The organism is Litoribrevibacter albus, assembly GCF_030159995.1.
Taxonomy (GTDB): Bacteria; Pseudomonadota; Gammaproteobacteria; order Pseudomonadales; family Litoribrevibacteraceae; genus Litoribrevibacter; species Litoribrevibacter albus.
Map to the genome: position 1 here is coordinate 115,186 of NZ_BSNM01000006.1, position 18,578 is coordinate 133,763.

16 protein-coding genes are annotated in these 18,578 nt (G+C 46.0%); 4 read left to right on the forward strand and 12 right to left on the reverse strand.

Annotated features, from left to right (window positions below):
- Positions 1-12: 12 nt before the first annotated feature.
- Together QQL66_RS05340 and QQL66_RS05345 are read left to right on the forward strand one after the other, a co-directional pair.
- Positions 13-1,161 carry a chemotaxis protein CheB gene (locus QQL66_RS05340; protein ID WP_284379650.1) on the forward strand — a complete coding sequence of 383 codons (1,149 nt, stop codon included), beginning with the start codon at positions 13-15 and terminating at the stop codon, positions 1,159-1,161.
- 31 nt (positions 1,162-1,192) lie between these two features.
- Positions 1,193-1,642, forward strand: a complete 450-nt coding sequence (locus QQL66_RS05345) for a chemotaxis protein CheW (RefSeq protein WP_284379652.1) — start codon at positions 1,193-1,195, stop codon at positions 1,640-1,642.
- Positions 1,643-1,664: 22 nt separating this feature from the next.
- Here the strand turns inward: QQL66_RS05345 and QQL66_RS05350 are convergent, their stop codons facing one another.
- On the reverse strand, positions 1,665-2,393 hold the full coding sequence (locus QQL66_RS05350; RefSeq protein ID WP_284379654.1) for a 16S rRNA (uracil(1498)-N(3))-methyltransferase: 729 nt from the start codon (positions 2,391-2,393) through the stop codon (positions 1,665-1,667).
- Between the two features lie 208 nt (positions 2,394-2,601).
- Between QQL66_RS05350 and QQL66_RS05355 the strand changes: the two genes are divergently transcribed.
- Positions 2,602-4,284, forward strand: coding sequence for a Na/Pi cotransporter family protein (locus tag QQL66_RS05355; protein WP_284379655.1), 1,683 nt, complete (start codon positions 2,602-2,604; stop codon positions 4,282-4,284).
- A 13-nt stretch (positions 4,285-4,297) separates the two neighbouring features.
- Here QQL66_RS05355 and QQL66_RS05360 read toward each other — a convergent pair whose 3' ends face one another.
- The 11 genes from QQL66_RS05360 to QQL66_RS05410 all read right to left on the reverse strand — a co-directional run bounded on the left by QQL66_RS05360 (position 4,298) and on the right by QQL66_RS05410 (position 16,181).
- Complete coding sequence (locus tag QQL66_RS05360) at positions 4,298-4,702, reverse strand: hypothetical protein (protein WP_284379658.1); 405 nt, start codon at positions 4,700-4,702, stop codon at positions 4,298-4,300.
- A gap of 174 nt (positions 4,703-4,876) precedes the next feature.
- The gene (gene metF, locus QQL66_RS05365) at positions 4,877-5,722 is read right to left on the reverse strand and encodes a methylenetetrahydrofolate reductase [NAD(P)H] (RefSeq protein ID WP_284379660.1); all 846 of its coding nucleotides are present in this window, start codon (positions 5,720-5,722) and stop codon (positions 4,877-4,879) included.
- Positions 5,723-5,905: 183 nt separating this feature from the next.
- Positions 5,906-7,285, reverse strand: coding sequence for an adenosylhomocysteinase (ahcY, locus tag QQL66_RS05370; RefSeq protein ID WP_284379663.1), 1,380 nt, complete (start codon positions 7,283-7,285; stop codon positions 5,906-5,908).
- A gap of 90 nt (positions 7,286-7,375) precedes the next feature.
- The gene (gene metK, locus QQL66_RS05375) at positions 7,376-8,587 is read right to left on the reverse strand and encodes a methionine adenosyltransferase (RefSeq protein WP_284379665.1); all 1,212 of its coding nucleotides are present in this window, start codon (positions 8,585-8,587) and stop codon (positions 7,376-7,378) included.
- Positions 8,588-8,674: 87 nt separating this feature from the next.
- Positions 8,675-9,679 carry an ArsR/SmtB family transcription factor gene (locus tag QQL66_RS05380; RefSeq protein WP_284379667.1) on the reverse strand — a complete coding sequence of 335 codons (1,005 nt, stop codon included), beginning with the start codon at positions 9,677-9,679 and terminating at the stop codon, positions 8,675-8,677.
- Between the two features lie 112 nt (positions 9,680-9,791).
- Positions 9,792-11,687: a hypothetical protein gene (locus QQL66_RS05385; protein WP_284379668.1), complete on the reverse strand. Its 1,896-nt coding sequence runs from the start codon at positions 11,685-11,687 to the stop codon at positions 9,792-9,794.
- Positions 11,688-11,966: 279 nt separating this feature from the next.
- The gene (locus QQL66_RS05390; protein WP_284379669.1) at positions 11,967-12,653 is read right to left on the reverse strand and encodes a DUF799 domain-containing protein; all 687 of its coding nucleotides are present in this window, start codon (positions 12,651-12,653) and stop codon (positions 11,967-11,969) included.
- Positions 12,653-13,006 (reverse strand): DUF4810 domain-containing protein, encoded by a 354-nt coding sequence (locus QQL66_RS05395; RefSeq protein ID WP_284379670.1) that lies wholly within the window; start codon positions 13,004-13,006, stop codon positions 12,653-12,655. Before QQL66_RS05395 ends, QQL66_RS05390 begins: the two co-directional genes overlap by 1 nt.
- Positions 13,007-13,143: 137 nt before the next feature.
- Positions 13,144-13,806: a CsgG/HfaB family protein gene (locus QQL66_RS05400; RefSeq protein WP_284379672.1), complete on the reverse strand. Its 663-nt coding sequence runs from the start codon at positions 13,804-13,806 to the stop codon at positions 13,144-13,146.
- Between the two features lie 317 nt (positions 13,807-14,123).
- Positions 14,124-15,182, reverse strand: coding sequence for a hypothetical protein (locus QQL66_RS05405; protein ID WP_284379674.1), 1,059 nt, complete (start codon positions 15,180-15,182; stop codon positions 14,124-14,126).
- Positions 15,183-15,212: 30 nt separating this feature from the next.
- Positions 15,213-16,181 (reverse strand): hypothetical protein, encoded by a 969-nt coding sequence (locus tag QQL66_RS05410; protein ID WP_284379676.1) that lies wholly within the window; start codon positions 16,179-16,181, stop codon positions 15,213-15,215.
- Between the two features lie 282 nt (positions 16,182-16,463).
- On the opposite strand from QQL66_RS05410, the gene tkt reads away from it, so the two are divergent.
- Positions 16,464-18,461: a transketolase gene (gene tkt, locus QQL66_RS05415; protein ID WP_284379677.1), complete on the forward strand. Its 1,998-nt coding sequence runs from the start codon at positions 16,464-16,466 to the stop codon at positions 18,459-18,461.
- Positions 18,462-18,578: the final 117 nt, after the last annotated feature.

The following is an 18,578-nucleotide window of genomic DNA, read 5'->3' on the forward strand; positions in this document are numbered from 1 at the left end:
ATAGGTATTGGGTTGACTATTGAAGGTAGAAAGGTTGCGATTGTATCGGATCAACCATTAAGTAAAAGCACGCTAAGCAAGGCTCTCAATGAGCTTGGCTTAGTAGTGGCTCTCAATACGTCTCCTGATCGTGTGACGAAAGAAGAAATAAGCGATGAGAATATTTCTGCTTGGGTGATCGATTTAGCGGATGAAGATCGTTGGTCTGACTTTTTGGACGACCTATTAGATCTGGCGACTGCCCCGTTGTTGTTTGGTGAGGGTGAAGTTCCCGCTTTTAACAGTGACGAATTTATCCGTTGGCAGCGTCGCTTCAATAAAAAAGTGACATCTCTGTTGAGCCCATCTGAAACGATTTCCATACCAGAAATTGAGATCCCTGAAATTCCCGAAATCAAACTGCCAAATAAGAATGCAGCAGATGATTCGGAGTCTATGGTTTCAGGCATGGCACCGGAGAAGCCAAGAGCTCGAATATCTTTACCTGCCAACATTACCGGGAACTGGCAAAAGGGCAGTCCTGCTCCATACGTTTGGGTTTTAGGAGCATCGTTAGGTGGTCCGGGTGCGGTGAAGCGTTTCCTGGATGTGTTGCCTGAGGGGCTTCCTGTTGGCTTTGTATATGCTCAGCATATCGATAACAACTTTTTGCCCGTTTTGCATCAAGTTCTGGGCCGCCATTCGGTGTTTGATATGCGCCAGTGCGGGCATAAGCGTAAAGTCGGCATTGGTGAAGTACATATTGTGCCTGTAAATCATCAAATTCAAAGCTCGAAAAGTGATGGCATCATTTTTGTTCACAATCGTCCGTGGCAGGGATTATATAGTCCGAATATCTCTCATGTAATGAGAGAGTTCGCGAGTTGTTATGGCCCGGATACAGGGGCAATTATTTTTAGTGGGATGGGCGATGATGCCTCCGATGGTGCAATGGCTATGTCGGATGCGGGAGCAGAAGTTTGGGTACAAAGACTGAATACCTGTGCCAGCGCATCAATGCCGGAAGCTGTAATTGGCACGGGCCGAAGCAGTTTTCAGGGAACACCGGAAGAGTTGGCGGAAAAGCTGGTTCAGATTATCGCATCCCGTCATCAGGACGCGTTGAGAATTGATGAGCATGGTGATGATGTCTCAATTGATGACCCCATTTACCCTTTCTAAATAAACTTGGTTATCTAATAGGAAAAACTTCATGGCAGAACAAACGAATCAGGTGGCGTGCTTACGGATTCCAAAAGATCCCAATAACTTGTTATTGCCTAACGTTTCTGTCGCTGAGGTGATTCCTTATAAAGCGCCATTGAAAGACAGTGGGCCAGAATGGTTTAAAGGGTTCTTCACCTGGAGAAACACAAAAGTCCCCGTGGTTTCTATGGAACTGGTTAATGGAGAGGCGGAATTAGACGTTAATGAGCGAACTCGATTGGCGGTGATCAATCGGTTATCTGACTCAGCGAAGTTCGAGTTTTTTGCTGTGTTGATTAAAGACTTACCGACCTTGGTGCGGGTGCATGAAGAAGACCTGAAGCCTGAGGACGGTACTACTCAGGCATCGGAATTGAGCTTGGCTCAACTAGAGCAGCAGGTGGTTGTAATTCCTGATCTGGAGAAGCTCGAAATTATGGTCAATGAGCTGGCTTAAAAGCTCGTCTTTTTAGGGGAGATTAAAAGTCTCCCCACTCGTACTGCATTAACGACAGAGCCGCCAAACTGGCTGTCTCTGTACGAAGTACTCTCGGCCCCATCGCAATCGATTCAAAACCGGCCGCCTCGCTGGTTTCGATTTCCTGTTCTGTCAGCCCACCTTCGGGACCAATCAATAGTGCAGCACTGTCTGGTGCTTCAATGGATTTCAGACTGGTCGTTGCTCTGTGATGCAGTGTGATCTTGGTTTTCTCTGAACAACTTGTGACCCATTCATTCACGGTGCTCGGCATATTGATTCGTGGTACAACACTTCGGCCGGATTGTTCACAGGCGGAGACTGCGATGGATTGCCAATGTTCCACTTTCTTTTGCAGGCGTTCTCCCTTCAATTTTACCTCACAGCGATCTGCCCATAGCGGGGTGATTTCGGCAACCCCCAGTTCTACGGATTTCTGAATGGTAAACTCCATGCGATCGCCTTTGGAGATACTCTGACCCAGATGAATTCTGACCGGTGACTCGGTGTTATTGTCAATGATCTCCAAGACTTCAACCTGGGTCTTTTGTTTCCCTTCGAACTGGATAATACGAGCCAGTACTTCATACCCCTGACCATCAAACAAATACAGCTGTTGTTCGGGCTTCATGCGGAGCACACGACCTAAGTAGTGACTGGTGTCTGCATCCAGCCATAAGTTGTCAAGAGCCTGATCTAGTGCTTTGGTATATATACGGGGTATACGCATTTTGTTTGTCTGCTGTTCTGTATTTGTTGTTCTGTGTTTACGGTGTTGGCTTACTGCTGATGGTTCGTCTGGTCGGTCATCGACGACATGAGGTCTACCTTTCAAACAGGACTGTAAGGGCCAAGATGGATTAATTGTAAATAGTCGCCATGCGTTTATCCATGTCGGAATGATTCTATTTCTATCAATGTGTTTAGGAGTGGATGTTGTGAATGACGATATTCAATGGCTATCTATGTTTATGGGGCTGTTTGGTGGGTTAGCTCTGTTTCTCTATGGCATTGGCAAAATGTGTGACTCGCTGCAGGAGGTGTCGGGTAAGCGTTTAAAAAGTTGGTTGGCGTCGGTGACAAAAAATCGCTGGCTGGGTGCCATTTCCGGCGCCTCGGTGACAGCGGTTATTCAGTCGTCTTCGGTGACGACGGTGCTGGTGGTAGGCTTCGTTTCCGCTGGCTTGCTGAGTATGACGCAGTCCATTGGCGTGATCATGGGCGCGAACATCGGTACCACAGTAACAGCTCAGATTGTTGCCTTTAAAGTGACCAAAATCTCTCTTTTGATAGTGGCGATTGGCTTCAGTTGTTGGTTCTTTGGAAAACAAGAAAAAATCAAAGCCTATGGCAGCATCATTCTTGGGTTGGGCATGCTGTTTCTGGGCATGAATATTATGAGCGAGGCTATGGAGCCGCTAAAGGATTATCCGCCCTTTCTTGAACTCCTGATGACGATGTCCAACCCTGTGTTATCTATTTTGATCGGGACATTATTTACCACCTTAGTTCAGTCATCGTCGGCAACCACCGCGATTGTGGTCGTGATGGCGGGTCAGGGATTCATTACATTAGAAACGGGGATTGCTCTCGCATTGGGGGCGAATGTCGGCACTTGTATAACAACCGCTGTGCTGGCTTCCATAGGCAAAACCATAGAAGCACGAAGGGCTGCGATGATTCATGTGCTCTTTAATATTTTAGGGGTGATGATTTGGTTACCGCTGATCTCTGTGTTGGCGTCTCTCAGTATTATGATTTCTCCTGAAACCGTTCATTTATCGGGTGTAGAACAGATGGCCAAAGATGCCCCGAGGCAGATTGCCAACGCTAATACGTTATTTAATGTCATTAATACCTTACTTTTTTTACCGTTTGCTCATACCTTAGGGCGGCTGGCGTGTTGGTTTTTTCCTGATCGCAAGGGGACAGAGAAGGACATCATTGTTGCGAAATATCTGGACTCCGAGTTGATTGAGTCTCCTGCGTTGGCATTGGCGCGCGTGCGACTGGAGGTTGCCCATATGGGCAGTTTGGTGTTGAGTATGATTGCGCGGTTTGAACAGGTGATTGGGTCGAATGAACTCAAAAAAGTAAATGAGGTTAGTAAAATCGATGATCAGGTGGACGTACTTCAGGATAAATTACTGAGTTATTTGGGGTCAATTAAGCGCACTAGTTTGACTAATGCCCAGATGCAAGAGGTAGTTCAGTTGATGGCAACCATCGATCATATAGAGCATGTGGGGGACGATATTTCGGTGGGGCTTGCACGTGTTGCCAGAAAGTTCGTGGAGTTTGATGTAGAGGTTAGTGAGGAGACGAGAGAGGATTTTCAATTGCTGTTTGCAAAGCTGGAAACGGCTTTTGCTTACGCCATGAGGGCCGTCGCCTCAGAAGATCAAAAAGCCGCGCAGGATGTTCTTTTGCTGGCGGATGATATCGAGTCCGTAATCAGTCGGGTGCTGGATCGTCAGGCTATGAAATTAAAGCGTGAGTCTAATCGTGTGATGGTATTTCGGGTAGAAATGGCGTTTTGTGAGCAGGCTCGGCATATCTATTCATTAGCACGTCGAATTGCCATTCTTATGCTTCCAAAGCACATAGCTCCGGATACTTAAGGGTAGTAGCAGGTTAGCCGTTGTGAGGTAACCAACGGAAGACGTAATACTGACTGTGCTCGCCGCGAGAGACTGTATCGACTTTTACATCTGCGTGATGTTTTAACCACATAATGGCTCGTTTGATGTTTGCATCTCGGTGGCCTTCATCGGCAAGGTGATCGATCAACTGGTATTGAGTTACTTCGCCTTTGTTCTCGATGTATTGGAGCGAAAGCGCCAATTCAGACGACTTTGCTTCGGGGCGGCTTCTCACCAGAGGAGCTTCAGAGACAGGGGTATCCGTTGTCACGGGAGCGTCGGTGGTTATTTTGGCGTCTTTAAGAAGAGCGAGGGCTTGTCGAACGTCTGAATCCTGTAACTCAACTTCGAGGTCTACTTTTGAGTCGCCTACACTTCCTTTAATTGTCAGCTTCATAACCGCTCGCGCTTTCCGGTAATTTGATTGAAGCCTTTACTCTACACAATGTTTTTAAAGATAAGAAGCATAAAAAAGGCAGAGACCGGGATCGCCAGCTCTGCCTGAAAAGACAGTTTATTTGTGGATCGCAAAATAAACTGTGAAACGGAAAATGAATCTGTTCTGTTAGACTTACGACTCTTCGCCTAAGTCAAGATTGCGCCATACCGCTAAATTAGGTGCTGCTTGGTTCAATGTGTAGAAATGAAGACCCGGTACACCTTGATCGACTAACTCTTGGCACATGTCCGTCACTACTTCTTCACCAAACTTCTGAATGCTCTCGATGTCGTCACCGTACGCTTCAAGTTGCTTACGAATCCAACGAGGGATTTCTGCACCGCATGCGTCAGAGAAGCGAGCCAGCTTACTGTAGTTGGTGATTGGCATAATGCCTGGCACGATTGGAATCTGAATGCCTTTTGCCTGAACGCGATCTACAAAGTAATAGAAAGAATCAATGTTGTAGAAGTACTGAGTAATCGCCGAGTTTGCACCGGCTTGGACTTTACGTACAAAGTTGTCCAGGTCTTGCTCGTAGTTCTGAGCTTGAGGGTGCATTTCAGGGTAGGCCGCTACTTCCAACTGGAAATGATCACCGGTTTCTTCACGAATGAACTCAACCAATTCGTTGGCGTAACGTAATTCACCAGACGATGCTTTCATACCGGATGGCAAATCACCGCGCAGTGCAACAATGCGATTAATGCCGTTCTCTTTATAAATGTTTAAAAGATCACGGATTTCTGCTTTGGTATCACCCACACACGATAGGTGAGGGGCTGCAGGAATGCCCATGCTGTTCATTTCAGTTACGATGCTGAGAGTACGATCACGCGTTGAACCGCCGGCACCGTAAGTCACTGAGAAAAACTCAGGCATTTCAGTCGCCAGCATATCGCGGGTGGCTAACAGTTTTTTGTGGCCTTCGTCAGTCTTCGTAGGGAAGAACTCAAAACTTAATCTGAAATCGCTCATAATTTTTCTCAATCTGTCATTCAATCATTCTAGAGTTTCGCTCGCAGTCGGCTTTGGAAAGAGCGGTAGCGAGCGACTTAGATTCGAGGCAAAAACTTCTTTGGTGGCGGAGCTTACTTTATGTAAGTGAGCAAACCAAAGAAGTTTTTAACAAAGAATCTACAAGCGCAGTAGGCTCAACAATTAGTATTTGTAAGACTCTGGCTTGTACGGCCCATCAACGTCCACATTGATGTACGCTGCTTGGTCTGTGGTCAACTGAGTGATCACACCACCAAAACCTTCAACCATGTCTTTTGCTACTTCTTCGTCCAGTTTCTTAGGAAGAACTTTCACGTAGATGCTTTCTTTCTTCTCTGCATCCATAAGGTCTGCAAACTTACGCTCGTAAAGGTAAATCTGAGCCAATACCTGGTTCGCGAAAGAACCATCCATGATACGGCTTGGGTGGCCTGTTGCGTTACCTAGGTTAACCAAGCGGCCTTCTGAAAGAAGAATCAAATGATCATCGTTGGCTTTGTCACGATATACTTTGTGAACCTGTGGTTTAACTTCATCCCACTCCCAGTTTTTACGCATGTAAGCGGTGTCGATTTCGTTGTCGAAGTGACCGATGTTACATACCACTGCACCACTCTTAAGGGCTTGAAGCATGTTGGCGTCACATACGTTAACGTTACCGGTAGTGGTTACGATCAAGTCTGTTTTACCTAGTAGGTCTTTATCGATTCCATCCAGTTTGCCTGTGTTGATGCCGTTGATGTACGGAGAAACCACTTCGAAACCGTCCATGCAGGCTTGCATTGCACAGATAGGGTCGATTTCAGTTACTTTAACGATCATGCCTTCCTGACGAAGAGAGGCTGCAGATCCTTTACCTACGTCACCGTAACCGATAACAAGAGCTTTCTTACCTGAAAGCAGGTGGTCAGTACCGCGCTTGATGGCGTCATTCAATGAGTGACGGCAGCCATACTTGTTGTCGTTCTTAGACTTGGTCACTGAATCGTTTACGTTGATCGCAGGAACTTTCAGTTCGCCTTTTTCCATCATTTCAAGCAAACGGTGAACACCAGTCGTTGTCTCTTCAGAGATACCGTGGATGTCGTTTAGAAGCGCTGGATACTTGTTGTGAACCATTTCAGTCAGGTCACCGCCGTCATCCAGGATCATGTTCGCATCCCAAACGTCACTGCCATCTTTTTCAGAAAGGATGGTTTGCTCGATACACCATAGGAATTCTTCTTCTGTTTCACCTTTCCATGCGAACACAGGAATGCCAGCGGCTGCAATTGCTGCGGCTGCGTGATCCTGAGTTGAGAAGATGTTACAAGAAGACCAGCGAACGTCCGCACCCAGGTCAACCAAAGTTTCGATCAAAACCGCAGTTTGAATGGTCATGTGGATACAACCCATGATCTTCGCACCCGCAAGCGGTTGAGATTCCTTGTACTTACGACGAAGCGCCATTAGCGCAGGCATTTCACCTTCAGCGATTTGAATTTCTTTACGGCCCCAATCGGCCAATGCAATGTCTGCAACTTTGTAGTCTGTGAATGACATGTTCTTTTCCTTTTATGATCTGAATAGCATTCAAATCAGTAATAAATGTTATGTATATGTTCTAAAGGCTCAGCGATTACAGCTGGTCTCTTACAGACCAGCCGCTTTTTTAAGCTCATCAACTTTATCGGTACGTTCCCAAGTAAAGGCAGTGAAGGTCTTAGACTTCTCTTCGCCATTCTCGGTGTAGGTGTATGTGTGCTCAAACGGCTCGCGACCGAAGTGACCATATGCTGCTGTGATCTGATACATAGGGTTCAACAGCTCTAGCTGGTTTTGAATCGCGTAAGGACGAAGGTCAAATACTTCACGAATCACTTTCGCCAATTCGATGTCAGACAGCTTGCCTGTGCCGAAGGTATTTACAGAGATTGAAGTTGGCTCTGCCACACCGATTGCATAAGACACCTGGATTTCACACTTGTCTGCTAGGCCAGCAGCCACAATATTCTTAGCTACATAACGACCCATGTACGCCGCAGAACGGTCTACTTTTGATGGATCTTTACCAGAGAAAGCACCACCACCGTGACGAGCCATACCACCGTAGGTATCAACGATGATCTTACGACCGGTTAGACCTGCGTCACCCACTGGGCCACCGATTACGAAGTTACCGGTTGGGTTAATGTGGTAAAGGGTATCAGAGGTTAGCCACTCTTTTGGAAGTACCGGCTTGATGATGTTCTCAAGCACTGCTTCACGTAGATCTTCCAAAGAAATGCTTGGATCGTGCTGTGTAGACAGAACTACGGCATCAATCTTAGGTGTGTCGCCTTCCCAGTTAATAGTGACCTGAGATTTCGCGTCCGGGCGCAACCAAGGCAGTGTGCCGTTAGTGCGAAGTTCAGACTGACGCTCAACCAAACGATGCGCGTAGTACACAGGCGCAGGCATCAGGCTTGGAGTTTCGTTGGTTGCATAACCGAACATTAGACCTTGGTCACCAGCGCCTTGATCTTCAGGCTTGGCACGGTCAACACCTTGGTTGATGTCGACAGATTGCTTACCAATGCCGTTCAGTACCGCACAGGTTGCACCGTCGAAGCCTACGTCAGAGCTGTTATAGCCAATGCCTGTGATCACGTCACGAACGATGTCTTCAAGATCAACATAGCAAGACGTCGTTACTTCACCTGCTACGATTGCCATCCCTGTTTTAACCAGAGTTTCAACGGCTACACGTGCATATGGGTCACGAGCAATGATGGCATCAAGAACCGCATCAGAGATCTGGTCGGCTACTTTATCCGGATGACCTTCTGATACTGATTCAGAAGTAAAAATGCTGTATTCACTCATTCCGCTTTCCTTTTTATTGTTAGGGATCGGTGTGCGTTTTGAATAAACCTACAACCGCGTGACGATCCAAGTTAATTGCTTACTGATTTACCCTTTTCGGTAAATCAGTACTTGAATTTGAAATCCATTCCTCAGGGCCAGAAACTGCTGACTCTCAGGAATTAATCCAAAATGATTGGCCCAGCGATCGATGTCGCTTTGCTCAAAGCCCAGCCATAAATCTCCGCAGTGCTCCTGCGTCCATTTTTGGTCGTGAGCGCACAGTTCAGTAATCAGCAGATAGCCATTTTCTGTTAAGGCGTGAGCTGCTGATTCAATTAGCTGTTCGGGTGCAGGTACGTGGTGCAATACCATGTTGCTGATAACCAGATTGGCTTGTGTCTGAAATGATGCTTGATCGGCGTTTTGCGAGTTACTGGCATCGGCGTGTAACAGATCAATGTTGTGGATATCAGCCACGGTTGTCCGAGCCTGAGCAAGCATTTCTTCAGAGGTATCGATACCGACTACCTGATCAAAGCTCTCTGCCAATTCCACCAACATTTCACCGGTGCCAGGGCCAAACTCAATGGCTAGCTGATCCCCCTGAGGGGTAAGGTCCCGGATCAGGTCGGAAGCAAATGGGCCATAGTCTTTCCAGCTGGCAATAAGATCCTGCTGCTCTCTGAAACGTTGAGCATTCTTCTCAAAAAATTGGCGAGAGAGCTGAGCCCGTTCTTCATAGGTTTCGGTTAAGCGTTGTTGGATGCTTTCAGGCAGTACCGTTTGATCTACGGACACAAACAGGGCGTCGATCAACGGCTTCAGTGCATGTTGTTCCAGATTGGTCGTGCGGCGATAAAAAATCGAATTGCCTTCTTTGCGTGTTTCCACCAAGCCTGCGGTCGCCATCACTTTTAAGTGGTGACTCATGCCTGATTGCTTCGCATCAAAGATCTTGCATAGCTCCATTACACCAAACGAACCATCGCGCAGAGTACGTAAAATATCCAGGCGCAAAGGGTCTGCACTTGCTTTGCAGAGTTGGGCAAGTTTGGCTGTGTCGATAGAAGCTTTTTGTGGCGCTTCTGTAGATGGGCTAATCATGTTCATGGTGAACTAGACTAGCACTATAAAATTTGAGGTCAATACCTATATCGAAATTTTTTGATATAGGTATTGATGTAAGGAAGTGAGAGGATCAAAAGATTAAAGAAGGGTGTCTTTAATCTTTATCTTTGGACAACTCAGCGCCTTCGGCTTCTATCTCCGCTTGCTTCTCAAGGAAACCAGCTGCTTCTTCATCATGGGCCAGACGTTGCTCGGTAGGAATTGCGCGGGTTTGCTGGTTGAGCTGATGAATCTGAGAGGCATTTCCTAAGTCTCGCTCACTGGTAATCGCGGCAATGGATTCTCTGTCTTTCAGGAAGCTGATAACGTCTTTTTTGATGTCTTGCAGCTCTTGCTCATCTTTGTGCATTTCCAGAATGTATCGAGGAAATTCCAGGTTTCTCATACCGGTTGATGCAAAGGTAGTAGAGACAATGCGAGAGACAATGACCCAAGGAGTAATGCTGCTTCGCACCAACACATTTTCGGAGCGAGTACTGTCGTGGATACCTGTGCCGGTGGAGATCTTGGACTCAGTGAAGGTGCCTTCGCATTTAAAGTAGATAAGCATGGATTCGAACTGCATTTCAGCAAAGAAGAGATGTGCTGTATTGCTAAGCAGGCCTGCAAATGAACGAATCAGGATACCAATGACAAACAAGTGTAACGAGACGGCTGTGATGTCCAGCATGGTCTGTATTTGAGGGAGAGAAAGGTTTTTCAGTGCTCCGCTCAGGGCAGATCCTTGCTGATAAACATCGATCAAAGAAAACGCAAAAAATACCGAAAAAATGGAGGCGATGACATACAGTGCGTTGCCTGATACTAATGCAATCAGGCGGGTTTTACTGAACATGTTGCCCAGTTCAAGTGGTTTAACTTTGGGCTGGACTTCTTGAATCATCTCTCCTTTAAAGCCGCCTTTTCCGTCCACTTGCTCATGAAGCTCCGGATCAAGTTCGCGGTAGACTCGGTTAGGTACTTCTTTGTAACGACGATTTGCCATCACCAAGTTGTCGAGATTGATAAAAATTTCATTAGGATGAACAGATTCTTGCCAGTTTTCTCTCAATTCAGACACTTCTGCGTTACTGATAATTGCGTTTAAGCGTTTCTTCAACATGATCAATAAAACGCTACTACACAATGCGGCAACGGCCAGAATGCCGATTAAGTAGGCACCTACATAGAAGCTTGGGATGATCTCTAGCCAGTGAGAAATTTCTTCGGGAGACAGATGAATTTGGTTTATCAACCAAGAAGCAGACACACCAATAACGGCCGGCAGAATCAATGACATACTGATGATTTTTACCAGTGCGCCGCTTCCTAACGATTCAATCTCTGTTTCCGCTTTGCGGGAAATGGCTTTGCCCGCTGAGCGCCAGGTTAAGAGCATGTAAACCATTAGTAGGGTGGAATAGACAGGGAAGATCAACTCACCAATGCTGCCTGCAAACCCTGCCAGTGATATGAAGGCAACCAGACCATAGGCACACAATGCAACCAGCGTACTGATCCATGCACCAAACAGTCTTTGCGCCATGTTTCGGATCGGGTAGGGCATGAAAAGCAATTTTGGTAGAAGGCTATGCAGCAGGCGAGCAAGGAAGCCTTGAGGCTCAACAAAGGTCGTGTTCTTACGGCCAACTAACATTTCTTCCAGTTCTTTGGCGGTATAAGCAACGTATGGTTTCTCTTCTGCCGCTGTTGAACTTTCAGATTTGCTGTAGTTCAGCGCAAGTGACGTCGGATGATTACGGCCTACAAAATAGCGTAAGGTTGCATAAATTCCGGTTGAAAGCGATTTAATGCCTAAGCCTAATGTCACTACCCCGAAAAGCATTAAAATCCAGCCGCTGGTTGCATCTTCTTTGACTTTGCCTGCGGCTAATATCAGTAGAAAGATACCTAAACCACTTTGTATCAGTCCGCGTACTGCTGTGACGTAACCTTCTGCTTTAAAAGGATTCTTTAATCCCAGATCTATCGACCCGTAATCAAACGCCATACATTCTCCTTGCTTGAAATGTGCTTGGTTGAAGTTTTTACCATGTAAAATAGTATTGTAAGCTAGTTGGAGTAAATATTGATGCCTATATTGTTAACTTTTTATGTTCGGGCAGGCAAAGAAAATCAAGCTAAGTCTGTTACGTTTTTGATTTTCTTAAAACTTCGTTAGGGCTAAGTCGTTGGGAGTCGGATTAATAAGAATGTAAAATCTTATACAAAAAACGCATCGAGAGTGATGCGTTTTTTGTGGAGTTCTTGGAAACTATTTTTACATGGTTTACTGAGGTGTAGCTGATTCTTTAGGTTCAGGCTTTGGAGCGTACGGACCTGGTAATAAACCATTGTGAGAGTTGTAGACCGCTGCAGAGTTAGCAAAGCGAGATAAACGAGGTGTCTTATCGTCCATAGCGCTGGCTACTTGCTCTACTGCTGCGGCCACAAGCATACCAATGATGCCGCCACCACCGTCGCCAGATTTTTGTTGGGCATAGGCTTTACCTTCCCATAACGTCTGACCCGTTTTGGTGTCGACGAGTTTCCATGATGAGGAAACAGTCGCTACTGATTGAATCAACTGATAGCTTTGTCCCCAGTTATCGATAGTGATGTAAAGTACGGCATCAGGGTTAATAATTTCATCAATTTTATCCAACGGAATGCTGTTCATTTCCGCTGGAGTAGGTAAGCCGTTATCTTTTAAGAGCTGATCCACTACTGCAACCGGGTAAACATAGTACCCTCTTTCTGCTAGTGGAAAGGTGATCGTAGAAAGAAAGATATATGGCGCACTCACTTCAACGGTTTGGTTTGCTGGCGGTATTACCAGAATAGATTTAGGATTACTTGCTCTAAGCGCCGTATAGTCATACGGTTGCTGAACAGCACAGCCTGTTGCCAGAACTGTTAGGCTGATGATAAGAGCTTTAAGCAAAGAGGCACATTTAGTGTGATATAAATTAGTCATTAGTTGGCACTCGCTCTGCTTAACATACCATCAATAAATGTGGCAGATTCTGGATAGTGTTTCTTTTCATTTTCGAATGCCGAAATGGCATTAGGCATATCGCCATTCTTCGCATAAATCATACCTAGGTGAGCATAGATACCTGGGGCTACTTTTAAGCCTTTGTTTTCTGCATAAGCAATACTTTCATTGATTTTGGTGATTTGCGTGTAGTTATCTGCTTCACCTGGATCGGTATACATATTCAGTAGAATGGTTTCATACTCTCCCCAGTGATAAAGAGTTTTATGACTAGTTGTACAGCCAGTCATGAATGCCAGGGCGATTGCCGGCAGCCAAAGATTTTTTTTCATTAGTTAGTCCTAAATGCTATTTAGTCTTTTTTGTTAAATATGTGTAGTATTAGTGCGCTTATAGTTATTTTTAGAAGGTGATCGGGCGCACTTCCCGATCATTAATATTTCTTCTGTGATATTTCTATTTGGACGAATTACAGCTCGATTACGTGTGCATCTATATCGCGAACGAAAGCATTCACGGCTTCAGTGATAGCGAAGTTCAAAACTTTGCCATTAAGCGTCGCGTCGTAACCTGCAGTCCCGCCAAAGCCAATAACTTCTCGATTACTTAAAGAATATTCACCAGCTCCTTGGGTAGAATAAATAATGGCGCTGGTGTGGGTGTCGAGCAATTGCAACGTTACTTTTGCATAAGCAATTTGCTCTTTACCTCGGCCTAAAATGCCAAAGAGTTGTCTATCACCCGTTACCTTACGGCCAAACTCAGTTACATGGCCGGTAAGTACATAACGAGAACCCGCAATTTTCTGTTTTACACCTGAGAGTTCAGCTTCTCGTTTCAACTCATCCATGTTGTCTCTATCCATAAGATTAAAACGGTTGGATTGTTGTAGGTGAGTTTTGAGAATGGTTTTCGCTTGGCCGCCTAAGCGGTCTATGTTTGAGGAAAATAACCCTTGCATGTAGTTCGACTTGTTCGAAAAGCCTCCCACCACAAGTGTGCTACGTTTTCCTGTATATGTAGTGCCGTAAGTGGCAACTTTTTGTATTTCAACTGCTCGATGGCTTTCTGTCGCACAGCCCGTTATAAAAACGGTAAGAATCATCGCTGTGAGGATTTGTAGTCCTTTCATTGTAAGCTCCTTTTTTACTTCTTAATTTTTGCGGGAAGGATAACGTTTAAATTCGTTTTGTATATACCAAAAAGAAAAGAAGTTCTTGAAAATGTACAAACATACGCTTTTGTGCTTCTTCATATCTTGATATTTGTATTGCAGGTAAGTCTTTATCGCTAATGAAGTTGACGTCACTAAAAGGGAATGAGTTTATGGATTGCTTGTCTTTTGGTGAGGCAATCTGCATCTCTGTTTTAGCTGAGTGGTTGATGACGCGGCAGATGTATTCACTGACCAAGTCGGCTTTCTGGTTTCAGGATGCGTAGGTGTTGGCTTCACAACTCCGTAATATTCCCCGAACAACTTACCGTGTTGTAGGTGTTGCTCAGTAAGTTGCCATTCTCTACTTTCACCAAATCGTATTTTTTGATCTGTTCTATCAACGCAGGATCACTGACTTTAATTAAGCTGCGTTTGGGTTTTACTTCTTCCACTGTTGCTTCACCCAGAAGGTCGCCGTTGTGTTTACCCAAGCTACCAATACGGAAGATGTTCAGGCTTTGTCCTGAGTGAAAACCAGCGGCGGTTCCGCCGGAAATTTCAAAAATGTGTTCTTTGCCATCGCTGAAGTAATTGAGGATGTAGCCTTTGGGGGTAAGGAACTTTTGAAGGGCGACGCCGCCACAGTCGCCAATCTCCTCAAGGATTTCTTTACGCATTTGTTTGTAAAGGTTTTTGGCTTTGTGATCGCTGCTGTGCGGGCATTTATAACCTTCAATGTCATCCGACTCGCTAGACTCCAGCCAGTAGGATTTTAATGTCCTGTATTGAGGTAGCGGTTTGATGTTGATGTCCAGATGCGCTTCCATTTCATAGTCACAGCTGCCTGGACGTTTCGGGTCCATGAAAGGAACGTAGGTTGGGTCTGAGTAAGTATCCAGAAAGGTAGAACGATTTACTTTTACTTCGACTACATAGTCGACGGTTTGACGACCCAGGTATTCACCGGAGCTGCTGTAACCCGCTTGTTGGATTAACTCTTTAAGCGTGTTTTGGCTGGGTGAACGTTTACCGTAAATTTGTCCTAAATAGCCCAAAGAATCAGTGGGCGGGCTATGTAGGGTGACGCCACTTTTTCTCATGGCTTCGGCCCAGCGACTCAGGATCTCGTTTTCTATATCCAGCTTATCGGTTTTACGATTGCTTTCGATGTATACCCAGACGTTAGTTGGATCTCCGGCCAGCTCTGCATCGGTAGGGATATGTTGTGCGGTTTGAAGTGGACGCTCGCCCAGTTTGATGAGGTGATCGTATTGGCCTTGAGTGGATGGCAGGCAGCCTGCCAATAACATCAGGGGCATCACAAGAGCGTATTTCATACTTCTAAACATCACGAGAATGGTTCTCCTGGGTGAGGCGCGTGATTACGCGCCTTTGAGTCGTTCGATAATATTTTCGTTGTTGAGCTGAGTAATCAGCTTTTCATAGCTCTTTTGTTTGGCATCGCTGGTGGAGGCAACCGATACGCCTTTTGCATCAATGCTGATGCTGCGGATGGTCTGACCTTTGTGGGATTTCAGGTCCAGTGTCAGTGTTGAGGTCGCGTAATGATCACCTTGTAAACGCTCAGTCTTGCTTTTAAGCGTGGCGTGAAGCTCCGGGCGAGAACTGAACTGACGGACTTTTTTGGAAAGAATGCCATGTTCGTTGAGCTGGCTTTCCAATGCTTTTGTTAGCCCTGGTATTGGCGTGTCATCATTAATCGCCAGGATCAAGCCGTTTCTGGCTTGGTTGTAAGCACTGTTAAACTCTTTCACAAGTTCTGAGGCGCTTTCATTCTTTGGTGTGAAGTAGCTGTTGTAGATCAGCGTCTGATCTATCAATGCATTGATGTTCTGTGTCTGTGTTTCGTAGTTCCACCACTGCTCGAAAGGATTGTTTAGTGACTTGATGTTGCTGAGCAAGGTTTTGTTTTCCTCAGTCAGTGTTTCGAGGTTGGTCTGGAGGAACGCTTGGAGTGTCTGTCTGTTGACCTGGATTTGAGCGAAATAGGTACCGTCAAAACGGGTGGCTTGATTGTAACGCGTTGCAGGAAGAGGAATCTCGTGGAATTTTACCGAGCTGGCGCGTTCAGTATAAGTACGATGAAACTCTCCATCTTCAATTGATAATACGGATAATTCGTCACTCACGTGGCTGAGTAATTGTGCTGCCAATGCTTGCTTGGCATTCATTCTGGCTTCTTTCAAAGAAGCGCCTTCGCCAATGGCACTGATGTATTCACTGTCTTGCAGTGGGTTGGTGATCCAGTCCGGCAGGCTGGTAGGTTGGGTTTGACAAGCGCTCAAAAACAGCGCGAAAAGCGGTATGAGTATCCAGTTAAGTTTAGACATTCTTGATCCTTCAAGTTGTTAGTTTTCCATAAGTGCGCGTCATTAATTTTTCTTAAATAGCTCGCGCAGTGGAATGATAAAACAAAGAGGCCATTGGGCATAGGGGCGAGTTTCAAATCAATTTACGCAAACTACTAAAACTGTTGCGGGATAACCATTGATGTCTCGATACAAAAAAGCGAAAATACGCGCATTTTTTGGTTCTTAAATTAACCCAGTGGATTATGGCTTTGGCTAAGTCATCTATCCTTACGTGAACATACACTGTTCAGGAGTCTCTTAATGGCAACTCGTACCGAACGCGCTAATGCAATTCGCGCATTAAGCATGGACGCAGTTCAAAAAGCTAAATCAGGTCATCCAGGTGCCCCAATGGGCATGGCAGATATTGCTGAAGTTCTTTGGAACGATTTTCTTTCGCATAACCCCGCGAATCCAGAGTGGATGAACCGCGATCGTTTTGTGCTTTCAAACGGTCATGGTTCTATGTTGATTTATTCTTTGCTGCACCTTACCGGTTACGATGTGTCGATCGACGACCTGAAAAACTTCCGTCAGTTGCATTCAAGAACGCCTGGTCACCCAGAGTATGGGTATACCGCAGGTGTTGAAACGACCACTGGCCCACTAGGTCAGGGTATTGCAAACGCGGTTGGTATGGCATTGGCTGAAAAGATTCTTGCCGATCAATTCAACCGTGACAACCACGAGGTGGTTGACCACTTCACGTATGCTTTCCTTGGCGATGGCTGCATGATGGAAGGTATTTCTCACGAAGTATGTTCTTTGGCAGGCACGCTAGGTCTTGGCAAGCTGGTTGCGTTCTATGACGACAACGGCATTTCTATCGATGGTGAAGTAGAAGGTTGGTTCACCGACGATACAGTGAAACGTTTTGAATCTTACGGTTGGCAAGTGATTCCTGCGGTTGATGGTCATAACCCGGAAGCCATTGAAGCTGCAATCAAAGCAGCAAAAGCCAATGCTGATCAACCTACTTTGATTTGTTGTAAAACCATCATCGGTTTTGGTTCGCCAAACAAAGAAGGTAAAGAAGAGTGTCATGGTGCACCTCTGGGTGACGACGAAATTAAACTAACTCGCGAGCGTTTGGGCTGGACTCACGGTCCATTCGAAGTGCCATCTGAGATCGCAGGTGAGTGGAATGCTCGTGAAAAAGGGACAGCAGCCGAAGCAGCTTGGAACGAGAAGTTCGCAGCGTATGAAGCAGCGTACCCTGAATTAGCCGCTGAGCTTAAGCGTCGTGTGGCCGGTGAATTGCCAGCGGACTTCTCTGAGAAGGCGGCCGCTTACGTTAAAGAAGTAAACGACAAGGCTGAAAAAGTAGCGTCTCGTAAAGCGTCTCAAAACAGTATTGAAGCGTATGCAAAACTATTGCCTGAATTGTTGGGCGGTTCTGCGGACTTGGCTGGTTCTAACCTGACTCTTTGGAGTGGTTCAAAAGGCGTTGAGGCGAAAGATGCCTCTGGTAACTACGTATTCTACGGTGTACGTGAGTTCGGTATGACTGCGATCATGAACGGTCTGAGCCTTCATGGTGGTTTCCGTCCTTACGGTGCAACCTTCCTGATTTTCATGGAGTACGCGCGTAACGCTGTTCGTATGTCGGCGTTGATGAAGCAGCCTGTCATTCATGTTTACACGCACGATTCTATCGGTCTGGGTGAAGATGGCCCTACGCACCAACCTATCGAGCAACTTCCAAGTTTGCGCGGTACACCAAACATGCACGCTTGGCGCCCATGTGACGCAGTAGAATCTGCGGTTGCTTGGAAATCTGCGATTGAGCGTAAAGACGGTCCAACGGCGATGGCGTTCTCTCGTCAAGGCTTGCCTCACCAAACACGTACTGATGAGCAAATCGCGAATATTGAAAAAGGTGCGTACACCTTGGTTGATTGTGCGGGTACGCCAGACGTCATCCTTCTTGCAACCGGTTCTGAAGTTGAGCTTGCTCGTGAAGCAGCAGAAGCGTTGACTGCAAAAGGCAAAGCGGTTCGTGTTGTCTCTATGCCATGTGCTGAAATCTTTGCTGAGCAATCAGCGGATTACCGTGAATCTGTATTGCCATCTTCTGTTACGGCTCGTGTTGCCATTGAAGCATCACACAAAGATTACTGGTACAAGTGGGTTGGTCTGAACGGTGACATCGTGGGTATGAGTACTTTCGGTGAGTCTGCGCCAATTGATGATCTGATGAAAGAGTTTGGCTTTACCGTGGACAACGTTGTTGCTGTTGCGGAAAAAGTTGCGGGCTAGTACAGCCGATCAATAAAGGGCTTCTTAATAGAAGCCCTTTATTATGTCGATTGACGATACACTTGTTCCTCAGGGTATATGTTCCTCAGGGTATTTGTTTATCGATATATTGATTGA